General features: G+C 71.1%; 13 protein-coding genes and 3 pseudogenes. 4 read left to right on the plus strand and 12 right to left on the minus strand.

Going from position 1 to position 17125, the window contains the following annotated elements; genetic code table 11:
- The first annotated feature begins 36 nt into the window (after positions 1 to 36).
- Both ACGFSC_RS16825 and ACGFSC_RS16830 read left to right on the plus strand, forming a co-directional pair.
- Entirely contained in the window at positions 37 to 834 is a 798-nt protein-coding gene (locus ACGFSC_RS16825; RefSeq protein WP_359898963.1) for an urease subunit gamma, read from the plus strand.
- On the plus strand, positions 831 to 2540 hold the full coding sequence (locus ACGFSC_RS16830; protein ID WP_359898962.1) for an urease subunit alpha: 1710 nt from the start codon (positions 831 to 833) through the stop codon (positions 2538 to 2540). Before ACGFSC_RS16825 ends, ACGFSC_RS16830 begins: the two co-directional genes overlap by 4 nt.
- 112 nt (positions 2541 to 2652) lie before the next feature.
- Here ACGFSC_RS16830 and ACGFSC_RS16835 read toward each other — a convergent pair whose 3' ends face one another.
- Positions 2653 to 4713: a phosphocholine-specific phospholipase C gene (locus ACGFSC_RS16835; RefSeq protein WP_359898960.1), complete on the minus strand. Its 2061-nt coding sequence runs from the start codon at positions 4711 to 4713 to the stop codon at positions 2653 to 2655.
- Positions 4714 to 4963: 250 nt separating this feature from the next.
- On the opposite strand from ACGFSC_RS16835, the gene ACGFSC_RS16840 reads away from it, so the two are divergent.
- Entirely contained in the window at positions 4964 to 6337 is a 1374-nt protein-coding gene (locus ACGFSC_RS16840) for a cytochrome P450 (RefSeq protein WP_359898958.1), read from the plus strand.
- Positions 6338 to 6388: 51 nt separating this feature from the next.
- On the opposite strand, the pseudogene ACGFSC_RS16845 reads toward ACGFSC_RS16840, so the two are convergent.
- Positions 6389 to 6502, minus strand: a pseudogene (locus ACGFSC_RS16845) (family 1 glycosylhydrolase); the annotation flags it as partial.
- Positions 6503 to 6651: 149 nt separating this feature from the next.
- Positions 6652 to 7617, minus strand: coding sequence for a helix-turn-helix transcriptional regulator (locus ACGFSC_RS16850; protein ID WP_359898956.1), 966 nt, complete (start codon positions 7615 to 7617; stop codon positions 6652 to 6654).
- 289 nt (positions 7618 to 7906) lie between these two features.
- Between ACGFSC_RS16850 and ACGFSC_RS16855 the strand changes: the two genes are divergently transcribed.
- Complete coding sequence (locus ACGFSC_RS16855) at positions 7907 to 9151, plus strand: hypothetical protein (RefSeq protein WP_359898954.1); 1245 nt, start codon at positions 7907 to 7909, stop codon at positions 9149 to 9151.
- Between the two features lie 119 nt (positions 9152 to 9270).
- Here ACGFSC_RS16855 and ACGFSC_RS16860 read toward each other — a convergent pair whose 3' ends face one another.
- From ACGFSC_RS16860 to ACGFSC_RS16900, 9 genes and pseudogenes are all read right to left on the minus strand, one after another.
- On the minus strand, positions 9271 to 9387 hold the full coding sequence (locus tag ACGFSC_RS16860) for a DUF3050 domain-containing protein (protein ID WP_359899023.1): 117 nt from the start codon (positions 9385 to 9387) through the stop codon (positions 9271 to 9273).
- A 6-nt stretch (positions 9388 to 9393) separates the two neighbouring features.
- Positions 9394 to 10053, minus strand: coding sequence for a response regulator transcription factor (locus tag ACGFSC_RS16865; RefSeq protein ID WP_359898952.1), 660 nt, complete (start codon positions 10051 to 10053; stop codon positions 9394 to 9396).
- On the minus strand, positions 10050 to 11270 hold the full coding sequence (locus ACGFSC_RS16870; protein WP_359899021.1) for a histidine kinase: 1221 nt from the start codon (positions 11268 to 11270) through the stop codon (positions 10050 to 10052). The genes ACGFSC_RS16865 and ACGFSC_RS16870 overlap by 4 nt, the downstream gene beginning before the upstream one ends.
- Complete coding sequence (locus tag ACGFSC_RS16875) at positions 11270 to 12103, minus strand: CPBP family intramembrane glutamic endopeptidase (protein WP_359898950.1); 834 nt, start codon at positions 12101 to 12103, stop codon at positions 11270 to 11272. The genes ACGFSC_RS16870 and ACGFSC_RS16875 overlap by 1 nt, the downstream gene beginning before the upstream one ends.
- A 161-nt stretch (positions 12104 to 12264) precedes the next feature.
- Positions 12265 to 12399 (minus strand): annotated as a pseudogene (locus ACGFSC_RS16880) (family 1 glycosylhydrolase); the annotation flags it as partial.
- 86 nt (positions 12400 to 12485) lie between these two features.
- Positions 12486 to 12623: pseudogene (locus ACGFSC_RS16885) on the minus strand (DUF2399 domain-containing protein); the annotation flags it as partial.
- Entirely contained in the window at positions 12620 to 14395 is a 1776-nt protein-coding gene (locus tag ACGFSC_RS16890; RefSeq protein ID WP_359898946.1) for a sodium:proton exchanger, read from the minus strand. The gene ACGFSC_RS16890 and the pseudogene ACGFSC_RS16885, both read right to left, overlap by 4 nt.
- A 384-nt stretch (positions 14396 to 14779) precedes the next feature.
- Positions 14780 to 15700 carry an aldose 1-epimerase family protein gene (locus tag ACGFSC_RS16895; RefSeq protein WP_359898944.1) on the minus strand — a complete coding sequence of 307 codons (921 nt, stop codon included), beginning with the start codon at positions 15698 to 15700 and terminating at the stop codon, positions 14780 to 14782.
- A 405-nt stretch (positions 15701 to 16105) separates the two neighbouring features.
- Positions 16106 to 17047, minus strand: a complete 942-nt coding sequence (locus ACGFSC_RS16900) for a DUF389 domain-containing protein (RefSeq protein WP_359898942.1) — start codon at positions 17045 to 17047, stop codon at positions 16106 to 16108.
- Positions 17048 to 17125: the final 78 nt, after the last annotated feature.

The raw sequence follows: 17125 nt of genomic DNA on the forward strand, positions 1-17125 counted from the left end.
CCGCACCGTCCCGCACCGAGGGAGAAGGGAACCCCTGTGCAGCTGACCCCCACCGAACGCGACCGGCTGCTGATCTTCACGGCCGCCGAACTCGCCCGCGCCCGCCGCGCCCGCGGCCTGCGGCTCAACGTCCCCGAGGCCGTGGCACTCATTTCGGACACCGTCTGCGAGGCCGCCCGCGACGGCCTCCGGCTGGCCGAGGCCGTCCGGCGGGGACGCTCCGTCCTCGCCGCCGACGATGTGCTGCCCGGCGTCCCCGACCTGGTCACCGAGATCCAGGTCGAGGCCGTCTTCGAGGACGGCACCCGGCTCGCCGTCATCGCCGACCCGTTCGGCGGCGGCACCCTCGGCGCGGCCGCGCCGGGCGCCGTCCTCCACCACGGCGACCCCGGCGACGGCACGAGCGGCCACGGCCACGGCGACGGCCGCACCGCGCCCGGGCCGGAGCCCGTGCACACCCTTACCGTGCGCAACACCGCGGACGTGCCGATCTCGGTCACCTCGCACTTCCACTTCTTCGAGGTCAACCCTCGGCTCGCCTTCGACCGCGCCGCCGCCTACGGCACCCACCTCGCGGTACCGGCCGGCTCCTCGGTGCGCTTCGACCCCGGCGCCACCGTCGAGGTCGACCTGGTGCCGATCGGCGGCGAGCGCGTCGCGATCGGTTTCGCGGGGCTCGTGGACGGCCCGCTGGACTCGCCGCGGGCACGGCAGGAGGCCCTGCGCCGGGCGGCCGAGCAGGGCTACCTCGGAGCGGCCGAACAGGGCCGCTCCGGAGCCGCCGAACAGGGCCGCCCCGGAGCAGTCGACGACGGGCAGGAGAACCAGCCGTGAGCAGCAGCATCGAAGCGTCCGAGTACACCGCCGTGCACGGCCCGCGCGCCGGGGACCGGGTCCGGCTCGGCGACAGCGGTCTGGTCGTCCGGGTCGAATCCGACTCCCAGCGGCCGGGCGACGAGTTCCTCGTCGGCTTCGGCAAGACCGCCCGCGACGGCCTGCACCTCAAGGCCGCCGCCGTCCGGGACACCTGCGACCTCGTCATCAGCAACGTGCTGGTGATCGACGCGATCCAGGGCATCCGCAAGACCTCGATCGGCATCCGGGAGGGCCGGATCGCCTCCATCGGGCGGGCCGGCAACCCGGACACCCTGGACGGCGTGGACGTGGTCGTCGGCACCGGGACGGCCATCGTCTCCGGCGAGGGCCTGATCGCCACCGCCGGCGCCATCGACACCCATGTCCACCTGATGTCCCCGCGGATCATGGAGGCCTCGCTGGCCTCCGGCGTCACCACCGTCATCGGCCAGGAGTTCGGCCCCGCCTGGGGCGTCGGCGTCAACTCGCCCTGGGCACTGCGCCACGCCTTCAACTCCTTCGACGCCTGGCCCGTCAACATCGGCTTCCTGGGCCGCGGTTCGTCCTCCCACCCCGCCCCGCTCGTCGAAGCCCTCGCCGAGGGCGGGGCCTGCGGCTTCAAGGTCCACGAGGACATGGGCGCGCACACCCGCGCCCTGGACACCGCGCTGTCCGTCGCCGAGGCCCATGACGTCCAAGTGGCCCTGCACACCGACGGGTTGAACGAGTGCCTCTCGGTCGAGGACACCCTGAGCGTCCTCGACGGGCGGACCATCCACGCCTTCCACATCGAGGGCTGCGGCGGCGGGCACGTCCCCAACGTGCTCAAGATGGCCGGCGTGCCGAACGTCATCGGCTCCTCCACCAACCCCACCCTGCCCTTCGGGCGGGACGCGGTGGCCGAGCACTACGGCATGATCGTCTCCGTCCACGGTCTCAAGACCGACCTGCCCGGCGACGCCGCGATGGCCCGCGACCGCATCCGGGCCGGCACCATGGGCGCCGAGGACGTCCTGCACGACCTCGGGGCCATCGGCATCACCTCCTCCGACGCCCAGGGCATGGGCCGGGCCGGCGAGACGGTGCGCCGCACCTTCGCCGTGGCCGGCAAGATGAAGGCGGAGCGCGGCCCGCTGGAGGGCGACGGCCCGGACGACGACAACGAGCGCGTGCTGCGCTACATCGCCAAGCTCACCGTCAACCCGGCCATCGCCCACGGCCTCTCCCACGAGGTCGGCTCGATCGAGATCGGCAAGCTCGCCGACATCGTGCTGTGGCAGCCGGCCTCCTTCGGCGCCAAGCCGCAGCTGGTCCTCAAGGCGGGCTTTCCCGCCTACGGCGTCACCGGTGACCCCAACGCCGCCACCGAGACCTGCCAACCGCTCGTCCTGGGGCCCCTGTTCGGCGCTCACGGCGCCACGCCGGCCGACCTCTCCGTCGCCTTCACCAGCCGCGCCGCCGCCGAGTCCGGCACCCGGGACCGCCCCTACGACACCATGACCACCCGGCGCCGCCGCGTCGCGGTCCGCCACACCCGCGGGATCGGCCCGCGCGACATGGTCCGCAACACCCGCCTCGGCGAGGTCCTCGTCGACTCGCGCGAGGGTCTCGTCACCCTCGACGGCACGCCGCTGCGGTCCTCCCCCGCCGAGGAAGTCCCGCTGAACCGGCTGTACTTCCTCTGAGCCGCCCGCACTCCGCCGGCCTCCGTCGGGCAGCCGCCCGCCGTCCGAAGAGGGCCCGCACGGCGTCGCCCCGGGCACCCTCGTGCCCGGGGCGGCGCCGTGCGCGGTGCCGTCAGTAGGTGACGATGCCCGGGTCGGAGAGGCCGGGGGCGCCGGTCTCGACGTGGCCGGCGAGGCGGCGCACGAAGTCGGCGGTCGCGCCCGAAGTGACGGTCACGTCGTACCAGTTGCGGCAGGCGCTCAGGTCGACGGTGCACGTGACGGTCGCACCCCGGCGGACGGTGAGGGCCTGCGGCGTGCCGCCGTAGGCGTTGGTGAGGGTCAGCACGACGTCCGCGGCGCCCGCGTTGGTGAGGGTGAGGTCGAGGTTGCCGGTGGTCGCGTTGTGGCGGGCGGCGACCTCGGGCCCGGCGGTCTTGCCGGGGTTGCGGAAGCGGCGCAGGAAGCCGTTGGGGCCGAACACGGTGAGGTCCGTGACGCCCTTGGAGTACGTGGTGTTCCAGGCGTCCGCGATCGTCCGGCCCGCCTCCGTGGTGTACGTCCACGGACCGTCGGTGCGGTTGGGCGAGGTCACCAGGAACTGGGCGCCCGCCGCCGCGCCCGCGCTGAAGGTGAGGCGGTACTTGCCCGCGGCGGTGTCGGCCGCCCCGTCCACGTACGGCGCGTACGCCAGCGGGCGGGTGGGCTTCGCGCCCGCCTCCTGCTTCGGCATGGTGCCGGTGGCGGGCGGGGTGGGCACGTAGTCCGGGTGGCGGTTGCGGTCCGCCGGGGCGTAGCCGGCCGTCGAGGGGAGCGCCGCCGCGGTCGTGTTCGACGCGGTGAAGTCGAAGGCGGAGGTCAGGTCGCCGCAGATGGCGCGCCGCCAGGGCGAGATGTTGGGCTCCTGGACGCCGAAGCGGCGCTCCATGAAGCGGATGATCGAGGTGTGGTCGAAGGTCTCCGAGCAGCTGTAGCCGCCGGTGCTCCAGGGCGAGACGACCAGCATCGGGACCCGCTGGCCGAGCCCGTACGGTCCGGCCGAGTAGCCGATGCCGCCGCCGAAGTAGTCGGCGGTGGTCGCCACGGTGGACAGGCCCTGCGAGGCGGAGGAGGGCGGGAACGGCGGCACGACGTGGTCGAAGAAGCCGTCGTTCTCGTCGTAGGTGATGAACAGCGCCGTCCTGGCCCACACGTCGGGGTTGGACGTCAGCGCGTCCAGCACCTGGGAGACGTACCAGGCGCCGTAGTTGGCGGGCCAGTTGGGGTGCTCGGTGAAGGCCTCGGGGGCGGCGATCCACGAGATCTTCGGCAGGGTGCCGGCCTGCACGTCGCGCCGCAGGTGGTCGAACAGGCCGTCGCCCGCCTTGGCGTTGGTGCCGGTGCGGGCCTTGTCGTACAGCGGGTCGCCCGGCTTGGCGTTGCGGTAGTTGTTGAAGTAGAGCAGCGAGTTGTCGCCGTAGTTCCCGCGGTACGCGTCGCCGATCCAGCCCCACGAGCCGGCCGCGTCCAGTCCGTCGCCGACGTCCTGGTAGATCTTCCAGGAGATCCCGGCCTTCTCCAGCCGCTCGGGGTAGGTCGTCCAGCTGTAGCCGGCCTCCTGGTTGCCGAGGACCGGACCGTTGCCGGCGACCCCGTTGCCGGTGCAGCCCGTCCACATGTAGTAGCGGTTCGGGTCGGTGGAGCCGATGAACGAGCAGTGGTAGGCGTCGCAGATGGTGAACGCGTCGGCGAGCGCGTAGTGGAAGGGGATGTCCTGGCGGGTCAGGTAGGCCATCGTGGTGGCCGTCTTGGCGGGCACCCACTGGTCGTACTTGCCACTGTTGAAGGCCTTGTGGCCGCCGGCCCAGTCGTGGTTGAGGTCCTGGACGAACTGCATCCCGAGGTCGCTGACCTGGGGCCGGAACGGCAGCACCTCCCGCTTGAGGCCGTCCGTCTGGTGCCACACCGAGCTGCCGCTCGGCAGGGTGACCGGGCGGGGGTCGCCGAAGCCCCGGACGCCCTTCAGCGCCCCGAAGTAGTGGTCGAACGAACGGTTCTCCTGCATCAGCACGACGATGTGCTCGACGTCCTGGAGGGTGCCGGTGCTCCCCTGCGGGGCGATGGACGCGGCGCGCGCGATGCTCTGCGAGAGCGACGAGAACGCGACGGTGGCACCGGCGAGTTGGAGGAAGCGACGACGATTCAGCTCTGCCATGGGTGGATTGACCTCAGCATGTCAGGAGGGTGGAGGACGGCGCCCCCAAGGACAGCGCGCGCGGGGTACCAACCGGCGGCCCGTTCATGACCGGCCGCCGTACGGCAGACGAACGCATCAAGTTGTACGGACAAGGTGTGAATCCGCTTCCGTGCGCCGTGAAGTCCACCAGCGCGCCCCGGTGCGAAGGGTGCGCAGGTGGTGCGCCGGACCGCAGACTGGGTCCCGACCCCTCACCGGAGGAACGACGATGCCCACCGCCAGCCGACCACCGGCCCCTCCCGTCGCACCCGGACGGCTCCCGCTGATCGGCCACGCGCTCGCACTGTGGCGGCGTCCGCTGGAGTTCCTCGACAGCCTCACCGCCTACGACCCGATCGTGGCCACCCACCTCGGCCCGAAGCCCAGCTATGTGCTGACCGGCCCCGACCTGGTCCACCGCGTACTGGTCACCGAAGCGGCGAACTACGCCAAGGGCCGCTCCTTCGACAAGCTCCGCCCCTACCTCGGGAACGGACTCGCCACCTCCGAAGGGGCCTTCCACCTCCGCCAACGGCGCCTGGTGCAACCGGCGTTCCTCCACCAGCAGATCGCCCACTACGTCGACACCATGGCGCGGCTGGCCGCCGAGCGCGCCGACTCCTGGCGGCCCGGTCAGGTGGTCGACGTCACCCGGCAGATGCTGGAGCTGTCCCTCGCCATCGTCACCTCGACGCTGTTCTCCACCTCCCTCGACGCCTCCGCCGCCGCCGAGATCCGCCACGCCATGCCCGTCGTCCTGCACGGCATGTACACCCGGGTGCTGGACCCCACGAACCTGTGGCACCGGCTCCCCACACCGGGCAACCGCCGCCTCGCCGACGCCCACGACCGGCTGCGCCGCGCCATCGACCACCTGATCCACGCCGACCGGGCCGACCGGGCCGACCGGGCCGACCGCACGAGCGGGCGACCGGACCTGCTGTCGATGCTCCTGCAGGCCCGGGACGCCGACAGCGGCGAGGCCATGACCGACCGCCAGCTCCACGACGAACTCATCACCCTGCTGGTGGCCGGCACCGAGACCGCCGCCGGCGGGCTCGCCTGGCTCTTCCACGAACTGGGCCGGCACCCGCACCTCGACCGGCGACTCCACCAGGAGCTGCACGACCACGCCGTACTCCCCCTCACCGCCGACCAGTTGCCCCGGCTCGGCCACACCCGTCGCGTCGTCGACGAGGCCCTTCGGATGCGCAACCCCGGAGGCATCACGATCCGCCGCGCGATCACCGACGTCGAACTCGGCGGCTACCGCTTCCGCGAAGGCACCGAGTTCATCTTCAGCGCCCTCGTCCTCCACCGGAACCCCCGGCACTTCCCCCATCCCCTGCGCTTCGACCCCGACCGCTGGCTGCCCGACCGGCCCCCCGCCCCGCGCGGCGCGTTCGTCCCCTTCGGCGCCGGCCACCACCTGTGCATCGGGGAGTCCTTCGCGCGCACCGAGATGCTGACCGTGGCCGCGACCGTGGCGAGCCGCTGGCGGCTGACGCCCGCCCCGGGAGCACGGGTCCGGGGCGTCATGACCAGCACCAACCACCCCGACAACCTCCTCATGACGGTGGAACCGCGCCCAGAAGCCGACTGAATCACCAGCACCGACCGGAAGCCGACCGGAAGCCGACCACCCCGAACGGCGGGCCCGGTGCGCGGCGATCAGGTCGCGGTACCAGCCGTACGAGGCCTTCGGGGTGCGGTGCCGCGTCGCGAAGTCGACGTGGACCAGGCCGAAGCGCTGGCGGTAGCCCTCGGCCCGTCGAACAGCCTGTCGTTCCATCCGTGACGGTACTCCGCCAAGCCGTCGAGGAGAAGGTCGGCAAGCCGGCCGGAGGTACGGACCGGTGACGGGCAGCGCCGGCCGAAGCGCCGCCGCGTCACGGCGCGCGTGCGGTGCCGCCCGGCTCAGAGCCAGCCGCGACGGCTCGCCTGGACGCCGAGCTGGAAGCGGGTCCGCGCGCCGAGCAGCTCCTGGAGACGGGTGATGCGGCGGGCCACCGTCCGCTCGCTGACGCCGAGTTCGCGGGCGATCGACTCGTCGGTCAGGCCACCGCTGAGAAAGCTGAGGAGCCGCCGGTTCTCGGCGGTGGCAGTCGTCGCGAGATCGTCCCCCGTCTCGGCGGCGGGCAGCGGGACGGCGATCTGCCAGAACGACTCGAAGATGCCGATCAGCGCGTCGAGGAGGTCCGACCGCTGCACGAGGATGTGGTGACGGCGGTCCCAGTCGCTCGCGGGAGGACACACCAGGGCGAAGCGGTCGTCGCACACGGCCATGTTCAGCGGAACGTCGGGAAAGACCCGTGCTCGCTCGCCGAGTTCCACGGAGGTCCGGACGGCCGCCCTGGCGGCCCGGTCGCGCAGGACGTGGGATCCGTAGACGACCGAACACGTGACGCCGCGTGCCAGGGCGTCCCGACTTCCCGGGGCCAGGGTGTTGGACTGCGCCGATCGGCCGGTGTAACCGATGGTCAGGGCGCGGATCTGCTCGGTGGCCTCGTCGTAGAGCCGCCGGACGAGTGCGCTGCGGGCCGCCGCCGTCCGGGCGATCTCGATGTAGTCGGCTCCTCCGACGTGGTGGTCGCGCCAGAAGCGGGACAGCTCCTCGATGCCGCTGCGCAGCGCGGCGAGTTCCCTGCTGCGGCTCTCCACCACCGCGTCGAGGGCAGCCCGCGGGGGGCGGGCGACCAGCTGCGGTCCGTCCGGTTCCACCAGGCCGAGCCCGGTCAGTTCGCCGATCGCGGTGCTCATGGCACGCGAGCTCACGCTCAGGGCGCTCGCCAGTTCCGGCACCGCCGCCGGGCCGCGCTCGACGAGGGCGAGGTAGGCATTCTCGGCCGTTTTGCTGATATCTATACCAACAATCGAATGCATATGCCAATTCTCGCACGTACGGTCCCCACCGGGCGAGTGCCGTCGGACACAGCCCCCGCGTCCGTTTCAGCACGGTGGGCGCGGTCGTCCGGTGCTCCCCGAGGACGTGGTGGTCCGGTGCTCTCCGAGGACATGTGGGACCTGTCTGCTTCCTGCCATGCCGGATTTCGACACAGCGAACTCTTCAGTAACAGATCCGTTCCTCGCAAACTCTGCATACGGCACAGCCGACCGTTCCCCCCCTCCGCCGGAAACCCCCATGTCGTCTCGCACATCTAGGAGTTCACTCGTGAAGAAGACCCTCGCCTGGGCCGTCACCGTGGTGACCGCGGCGACCTGCACCCTCGGTGCCGCCCTGCCGGCCGTGGCCGCCGACACCACGACGCCCCCCGCCGCCACGTCAGCCGCCGTCACCTCCGCCGCCCCCGGCTCCACGTTCGACACCTCCCGCCTCTCCCCGGACCTGAAGGCCCTCGCCGACCAGGCCCTGGCCCAGCTGCCCGCCGACTGGCAGCAGCACCGCGATGCCGCCACGGCCGCGTTCGGCATCCACGACACCCAGTGGGCCGCCCTCCGCGACAGCGTCATCAACCCGGGTGACTACCAGTGCGAGAGCAACGCGCTGAGGGACTACCAGCGCACCCTGCTCCAGGGCGCCAACTTCGAGCCGCTCTTCTTCCTCTACTTCCTGGGCGTGTTCGACATGCCCACCTACGACGCGCTGTACTTCGGCAGCGAGTCGAAGTCCAACACCTTCGGCGTCAACGGCGAGTACACCAACGAGCTGACGTCCGAGAGCAAGGACCTGAAGAGGTTCTGGGACATCCACTCCGACGACATCCAGCTCGTGCCGATGCACGGCCGCGAGCTCTTCTCCTCCCCGGAGCGGCTGGCCCCCGTGGTGAGCCTGATGTACGGCATCCCGGAGGAGAACCGCAAGGTGGCGCTGGGCCTGGCCTCGCTGATCATCGACGTGATCAACCTCGACCCGGTCCTCCAGGGCGGCGACAACCCGTTCTTCACCCTCAACGCGTTCGCCTTCTCCGAGAAGGGCGCCCCGCACCCGGCGGGCATCGGCGACCGCATCGTCATGGGTGACGGCATCCTGGAGGCCATGCGGGCCATCGGTCTGGGCACCACCGCCCCGCGCGCCATCCTCGCCCACGAGTTCGGCCACCACGTGCAGTACGAGGACGACCTGATCGGCGACCGGGACGGCACGCCGGAGGGCAGCCGCCGCGTCGAGCTGATGGCGGACGCGTACGGCACCTACTTCCTCACCCACTCGCGCGGCGAGGCCCTCAACGCCAAGCGCCTGCTGGACTCCGAGAAGTCCTTCTACCAGGTCGGCGACTGCGCCTTCTCCAGCCCCGGCCACCACGGCACCCCCAACCAGCGCTTCGCGACCGCCTCGTGGGCCGCCGGCGTGGCCAACGATGCCGCCAACCAGGGCCACATCCTGCCCTCGCTGACGTTCGACGCGCTCTTCGAGACGAAGCTCCCGGACCTCGTCAAGCCGGACGCGACGAACTGAGCACCCCGAGCGACCGGTTACGGCCCGGCAGGCCCCGAGGCCTGCCGGGCCGACCGACCGACCGACCGACCGACCGACCGACCGACCGACCGGGGCACTGTAGTCGAACAACGCCTCAACTACGGCTCCACGCAGGTCGGTTGCCGCTGCGGGCACTTGAGCAGTGACACGAAGTCCCGGACCGCGACGACGTGGTGCTCGTGGAAGGTCCGGACCCGCTCGACCGGGGACGGAATGCCCGGTCAGGTGACCAGGCCGTGGCGGTAGGCATGGACGACGGCCTGGACCCGGTCACGGAGTTGAAGTTTGGTGAGGATGCGGGAGACGAAGGTCTTGACGGTCTCCTGGCTGATGACGAGGGTTGCGGCGATCTCGCGGTTGGAGAGGCCGTCCGCGATGAGGCGGAGAACTTCCAGTTCGCGAGGTGTGAGCGGGATGTCTCGGTGGGTCTTCTCGGCGGGGCGGATGCGGGCGGCGTAGCGCCCGACGAGGCGGCGTGTCACGTCGGGGTCGAGGAGGGCCGCTCCGGTGGCCACGGTCCGGATGCCGTGGAGCAGTCGGTCCGGAGGGGCGTCCTTGAGGAGGAAGCCGCTGGCGCCGACGCGCAGTGCCTCGTAGACGTATTCGTCCAGGTTGAACGTGGTCACCACGAGGACCTTGGCGGGGTGGGGCACTCCGACGCCGGCCAGCAGGCGGGTGGCTTCGAGGCCGTCGAGGACCGGCATGCGGATGTCCATCACGACGACGTCGGGTCGCACCTTGCGGGCGAGGTCGACCCCGGTCCGTCCGTCTCCGCACTCGCCCGCCACCTCCATGTCGGGCTGGGCGCCAATGATGGTGACCAGGCCGGTGCGGACCAGCATCTGGTCGTCGCAGACCAGGACCCGGATCGGTGCGCTCACGAGGTGCCGTCGGCGGGGATGCGCGCCCGGACGGTGAAGCCGCCGTCCGGGCCGCGGCCGGCGCTGAAGTCGCCGCCCAGAACGTCGACGCGCTCGCGCAGGCCCGCCAGGCCCCGTCCGCTGCCGGAGGCGACGGCGGTGGCGGTGGCGGCGGGTGAGCCGGTTCCGTCCGTGCTGACCTCCACGGTGATCTCCCTCTCGCAGCGCTGAACCCGCACGGAAGTGCGGCTGCCGTGAGCGTACTTGAGGGCGTTGGTCAGTGCTTCCTGCACCACCCGGTAGGCGACGAGGTCGGCGCTGCCGGTCGAGGCGGGCGCTGTGCCCCGCTCGGTGAAGTCCACGGGCTGTCCGGCCCGGCGGGTCTGCTCGACGAGCGTGAGGACCCTGCCGACGGCCGGTGTCCTGGCCTGCGCGGCCTCCGCCGGGCCGACGCCGTGGTCGGTGCCGTGGTCGGTGCCGTGGTCGGTGCCGTGACCGGGGTTGAGCAGGTCCAGCAGGTGACGCAGGTCGGTGAGGGCGCGGCGGCCGGTGTCGCTGACAGCGGTCAGGGACTGCTCCAGCCGCTCGGGTGCGGCGGTCAGGTAGCGGGCGGCCTCGGCCTGGACGACCATCGCGGTCACGTGGTGGGTCACCACGTCGTGCAACTCGCGGGCGATGCGGCCGCGTTCGGCAGTTCGGGTCTCGGCAGCCACACGCTCGCGGCGGGCGGCCTCCGCGGCCCGCGCGGAACGCAGCCACGCCCCGGCTCCCCAGGCCAGGGCGAGCGCCAGGTAGAACGTCACGAACCCCGTCGCCGTCTCGCCGCCCGAACCGAGCCGGGCGAGCGCGATCGCCAGCGGCACGTACGCCACGGACAGCAGGACCACGGTGGTGCGCCGGCGCCGCTCCAGATGGAAGCCGGCACTGATCAGCGCGACGGGCAGGGCGGTGCCGGCGGCCGAGTGGTAGCCGCACAACTGGTCAAGGGCGAAGCCGCACGCCACCAGCGCGAGACAGCTGACCGGCCACCGCCGGCGCACCACGAGGGAGAGGCATTCGAGCGCGAGGGCCACCACGGCCAGCGCGTCGAAGGGGCGGGTCGGCAGATCCCCGACCTGCGTCCCGTGGCCGCTCAGACCCGGCAGGAACGACGCGACCAGGAACAGTGTCCCGAGAGGGAGGTCGCGGAGGGTGACGTCGAGCCGGCGCCACACCTGACCGGCCCCCTGAAGGCTCATCACCGGGCGAGTGTAGCCAGGGCGTCGACGCGCTCGGCACGCCGGCGGGGGACGATGTGGCCGCGCCGACGGGCCAGCCACAGGAAGACGACTGTGAGCAGCGCGCCGAACAGCGTCGCGTACACGCTGGCCTCCGGGCCGAACTCGCCGCCGGTGATCAGCTTGGCCCCCGACGTCGAGGCGCCCAGCAGTCCGTGCGTGTCGCCGTTGCCCGAGACCTCGGTGCCGAAGATGCCGGACTCCGCGAAGTTCCAGCCGAAGTGCAGGCCGATCGGCAGCCACAGGGAGCGGGTGGCGGCGTACGCGGCGGCGAGCATGCCGCCGGCCTCGATGGCGATGGCGAGGCCGCCCAGCAGGGTGGCGTCCTTGTTGAGCAGGTGGGACGCACCGAACACGGTGCCGGACAGGGCCAGCGCGAGGTACGTTCCGAGGCCGCGCTCCACGAGCCGGAAGAGCAGGCCGCGGAACATCAGCTCCTCCGTGACGGCGGCGCCCGCCATGAAGCCGACCAGCCCGATCGCCCCGGTCGGCGAGCCGAGGCCGTGCACCTCGTAGTCCCCGAGGAAGTAGATGTTCGCGATGACGGATCCGAACATCGCGACCCCGATCACCAGCCCCCGCAGGAGCGCCCCGGGCGCTCCCCCGCGGGCCAGTTCCGTGACCGGGCGCCGCTCGGTGCGCCCCACGACCCATCGGTAGACGAGCACCGAGAGCACGACCGTCAAGCTGCCCACGAGGAGCGAGAGCCACGGGTTGTCCTGGACCGCGGCGGCACTTTGGCCGCAGACCGCACCGACCAGGACCACGGCCAGGACCTGCCACACCGGTTTCATGACGACTCCCTCTTCGGTTCCGTTTCCGGTTCCCAGTCCGGTCCGCGACCAAGGCGCCGCGGCTGAACTGAACGTTAGGGAGACGGTGATCAGGAGTCGTCACCTCACAGGGGACACCTGCGCGTAGCTCTCACGGGGGACAGAACCCCGATTCCGGTCCGCTACCGCGCCGCGAGCTTCGCCCGGTGGGCGGCGATCAGGTCGCGGTACCAGGCGTACGAGGCCTTCGGCGTGCGCCGCTGCGTCGCGAAGTCGACGTGGACGATGCCGAAGCGCTGGTGGTAGCCCTCGGCCCATCGAACAAGCTGCCGTTCCATCCGTGACGGTACTCTGCCAAGCCGTCGAGGAGAAGGTCGGCAACCACCTCCTCGACCGCGATGCGGATGCCCTCGCCGTCGAAGTCGCCGTGGTAGCGCAGGAATGCGCCGTCGTCGGAGAGTCGGCGCAGCAGGTCGATCACGGCGGTGTTGGGCCAGCCGGAGATGCAGACCAGTGGCGGGCAATGCCGGCCGAAGCTCAGATCCGTTCCGCACGGCCGGCGGGGGCCGGGCCAAGGATCACGACGGTGTCTCCCGTCTGCGGAGACGGGATGTCGTGTTCGGTGACCGGAACCAGGCGGCCGTCGGTGCGCACCACGAACAGGGCGTCGTGCCCTGCCGGCGTCGCGCCGTTCACCGGTTGCGCCACGACGTCGGCCCCGGCACCGTACCGGCGCATCAGCCGAGGCCTGGTGAGCCCGGCACCGAACAGGATGTCACCGCCCAGGAACGGGGCGACGACGCCGTGGCTGGCTGCTGGAGGCCCGATCCGGTAGACCGGTCCTTCCACGCTTCCCCGCAGGACCACCGACGCCAGTGCGTTGAAGTCGTCCTCGGCAGTGAGAAGCAGTACCACGGTGATGCCCTCCAGCTCGGCGCCCTCCCCGGTGGCTGCCGCCAGCAGTTCTCCGGGTGCCAGCTCGAGTCCGGCTTGTTCGATGCGCTCACGCTGTTCTTCGAGACCGGCCCAAAGCAGCACCTGAAGACCAGCGGCTTTCAGGGCCAGGCCCAGGTCGACCACCCAGGGCTCACCGCCCACCAGCAGCGGCCGGGAACGGCCCGAGCGCACGACCCCCAGGCGTCGGGCGACGAGCGTCGCGGTCAGCCCGTAGAGCGTCACCGTGGCGACGATGACCACGAAGGTAGCCGGGAGGATCTTCGAGGCGCCGACGATCCCCTTGTTGACGAGGCCGGCCGAGAAGGTCGAGGCGGTTGATGCCGCGATGATGCCGCGCGGCGCCATCCAGCCGAGGAAGGCACGCTCCCTGCGGGGAATGTCAGTGCCGAGCGTGGACACCAGAGCCACCAGCGGCCTGGCGACGGCAACCAGGACGGCCGACAGGCTCAGCGCGGGGAGCAGTACGTGCCGCAGCGACTGCGGTGTCACGGTGGCCGAGATGGAGACGAAGAGCACCCCGAGGATCAGTGTGACCAGTGTCTCGAAGAACGGCCGACGCACTGGGAAGTCGAAGCGTCGCAGGTTGGTGACAGCCAGGCCCATCACGACTGCGGCGATCAGCCCGGTGTCTTCGCGGAGCACGTCGCAGACCGCCGCCACGCCGATCACCACGGCGAGCTGCGCGGCGGTGCCGAGCACCTCGCCCAGCCGCAGTCCCTGCACCAGCGCCCACAGCAGGACCGCTCCGACGGCCCCACCGGCCAGGCCGACGCCCACGCTCCCCAGGAAGTGTGCCGCCCCGCTCCCGAACCGACCCCTGGTACTGGCGTCGACCGCGTGGAAGACGAGCGCGCCCAGGATCGCACCCACCGGATCGATCAGCGAGCCCTCCCAGACCAGGAGGTGCCGCAGCCGGTCCGTCGGGCGGACGAAGCTGAGCAGCGGTCCCACGACAGTCGGCCCCGAGACCACCAGGATGGCCCCGAGCATCACGGCCGCTCCGTAGTCCAGGCCGAGCAGCGGTTTCGACACGAGCGTGCCGATCGCCCAGGTGAGAAGCACCCCGATCCAGATCAGCCGGATGACGACGCGGCGCATGTGCCCCTGCAACTTCGCCAGGTCGAGCCCGAGACCGGCGTCGTAGAGGATCACCGCCACGGCGAGCGACACCAGAGGCGAGAAGGCTGCGCCGAGCAGTCGCTGGGGATCGACGTCGCTGGTCAGCGCGCCTGCGGTGAAGCCGACGGGCAGCAGGACGATCAGGGCGGGGACGTGCAGTCGGCTGGCCAGGATCTGCGAGCCGACGGCGAGCACCAGGATCAGGCTCGTCCCGATGAGGATCTGGTTCGTCGTCATGTCATTACTCCGGCAGGCCAGTTCACCGGAGGGGCTGGTAGCGGCTCTTGCCGGCCGGCCAGCGGCCGAGCAGCGGCGTCAGGGTGACGATCGCCCGGTCCTCGCGTTCCGCCCACCAGGTGCGCATCGGCGCGAGTCCGGCTCCCCCCGAAGCGGACGCGAACGTCGTCGGAAGCTCCATCACGAACGGGGCGGCGTGCCTCGGGTGGACAGGAGGACGGCTCCGATTACCACAGCCAGGCGCGCGAGCCACGCGAGCAGGACGGCAAGCCCGTTGCGTACGCCGTTCCGCGCCTGGAGGATCAGGATGAACGCGGCGATCGGCACCGGTTCCGGAGTGATCGCCAGGCCGATGAGGACGAGGTCGAGGAACCATGGCCTCGGTCACTTCCCCCATGGCGAGATGCCCCATCTGACGGTGTGCCGCTCGCCCGGTCCGAGGGCGACGATCGACGCACCGTTGCGGAGGGCGTCCGGCGGACAGGACATCGGTTCAATGGCGACCGCGCGACGACGTTCCCCCTCCGGCAGGGTGTCGCCGGTGTACACCTGCAGGAAGTCCGCCCCCTCGCCGAGCCAGACATCCGTACCGTGTTCCCCCGACGGGTGGGCCAGGCGTACCACGGCACGACCACGGGCGTCCCGGTCGAGATCGCCGAACGGGGTGTCCAGGTGCTGGGCGCCGATCGCCCTCGGTGTGCGGAAGTCGTACGGCGTGCCCGCGACCGGTTCGACGGCCACGGGCAGGCCCAGGTCATCGGTGCGGACCCAACTCCGCGCCGGAACGGTCAGCACCGCGTCGTCGACCGTGGCCGTGCCGACGGTGAGGTAGGGATGCTGGCCCACCCCGTACGGTGCGACGCTCGCGCCCTGGTTCAGAGCGGTCACGGCCACCTCGAGGCCCTCGTCGCCCAGGACGTACTCGGCTCGGACCCGCAGGTGGAAGGGATAGCCCGGCTGCGGCCACAGCGTGACTTCCAGCACGGCTCGGCTGTCCGCCTCCTCCAGCACCTGCCACGAGGTCCAGCGGAGCAGACCGTGGATCGCGTTGCCGTTCACCGGCTCGGTCAGCGGCAGTTGCAGGTCCTGTCCGTGCCATCGGTAGCGGCCGCCCCTGACCCGGTTCGGCCACGGCACCAGGAGTTGGCCGCGTCCTCCCGTGATCCGGTCGTCGGCAGCGAAGCCGTCGAGCACCGGACGTCCGCCGGTCGCGTAGTCCCGAAGGGCACCGCCCAGTTCGACGATGACCACGGACTGACTCCCATGACGCAACGTCAGCTGCCGTCCGGTCCGGCTCTCGCGCACGCGGCCTCCTCGCACTGCCCGAGGGTGGGCACAACCCACGAACCCGGGCGCCGTGGCGGCCCGACAGGTGCAGGCCCCTCGATCGGCAGGGTGCGGGCGCGCAGGGTCCAAATCAAGCGAGACACGATCCCACCTCCGGAAGAGCTCGGTGGGTTCGCCCTTTGAGACGATTCCTGGCGCGGTGGGCGTCCTCATCAACCGTCCGGTGAAGCTCTCGATGAGATCCCCGCTCCCCGACAGCCCGAGCCGTTCGGCCAGCATGGCCCCCAACGTGCTCTTGCCTGACCCGGAAACGCCCAGAACCACGAGGATCGTCGTCCGGCGCGGTGATTCCGCGCTTCGTTGCCATGCCACGATCCTCGGACCACTCTTGGGCTGTCGCCTCCCGCAGTGCCGCCGTGGGTGTCAACGGCTGTTTCGAAGGCTGATCTGCCGCCAGATCGCTCGTTGGAACCTGAGTGTGAGGACACCCACCGCGATCAGCACGACGATGTTGAGCAGAAGCTGCAGCAGTGAGCCACGCGCCTCGCTCCAGCTCGCGAAGGCACAGGACACGCCGATGTCAGCGGCCGCCGGGACCGTGGTGACCGAGATGAACACGCCGAGCAGGGCGCTCGTCCTGGCCTGGGTCAGCGACATGATCCCGACCATGCCGGCGAGCACTGCGACGGCCAAGGAGAAGAAGTTCGGCGTGTTGATCAGGTCGGAGACCGGCCTGACACCCAGCGTGAACGCCTTCGGCTGAATTCCCAGACCCCGGACCAGTAACGAGAACAGGAGCGTGAAGGCCACGGCCAGCGAGAAGCCGACGAGCAGCGCAAACAGCCCTTGCCGAATCCGCGGCCCGTTCCTCCGGTCTATGCCCAGAGCCACGCTGGTGATGGCGCCGTACTCGGGCCCCACGACCATTGCCGCGACGATCAGGATCTGGGAGTTGGTGAGGATTCCCACCGAGCCGATGATTCCAGCGATGATCAGATAGACGTAGAAGCTCGGCAGATAGGTCCCCTCGGCCCGGATACGCGCCTCGACCGCCTCCCACACCGGTGCATGCGCGAGCGCCCCGAGCTGGTGTGTCTCCGCCTCCTCCGCGAGTCCGGAGAACGCCATGTCGACCGACTCGATCACGACCGAGCCACGCCGGTCGACGTCCAGCTCACGGAGGTTGCGCAGGACCTCGTTCGCCGCACCTGCCAGCACGTCGCACTCGATGGCGTCGCCGTCCGGGTGACGTGCCGTACCCGCGAGCACGACCAGGTTGAAGACGTAACGGTCGCCGGTCAGCATGTCGACCGTCTCGTCGGTGACGTCCGGCGGAGTCACCAGCCGGAGATGGACCATCTCCATGTAGCCCCTCCGCAGCCGGGGAAGTCCAGTGGCGGCGCGTGCGTACCGCCCGAGGCCAGTACCGCCGGGGGGACGATC

Source organism: Kitasatospora sp. NPDC048715, assembly GCF_043198905.1.
Classification (GTDB): domain Bacteria; phylum Actinomycetota; class Actinomycetes; order Streptomycetales; family Streptomycetaceae; genus Kitasatospora; species Kitasatospora lactacystinica.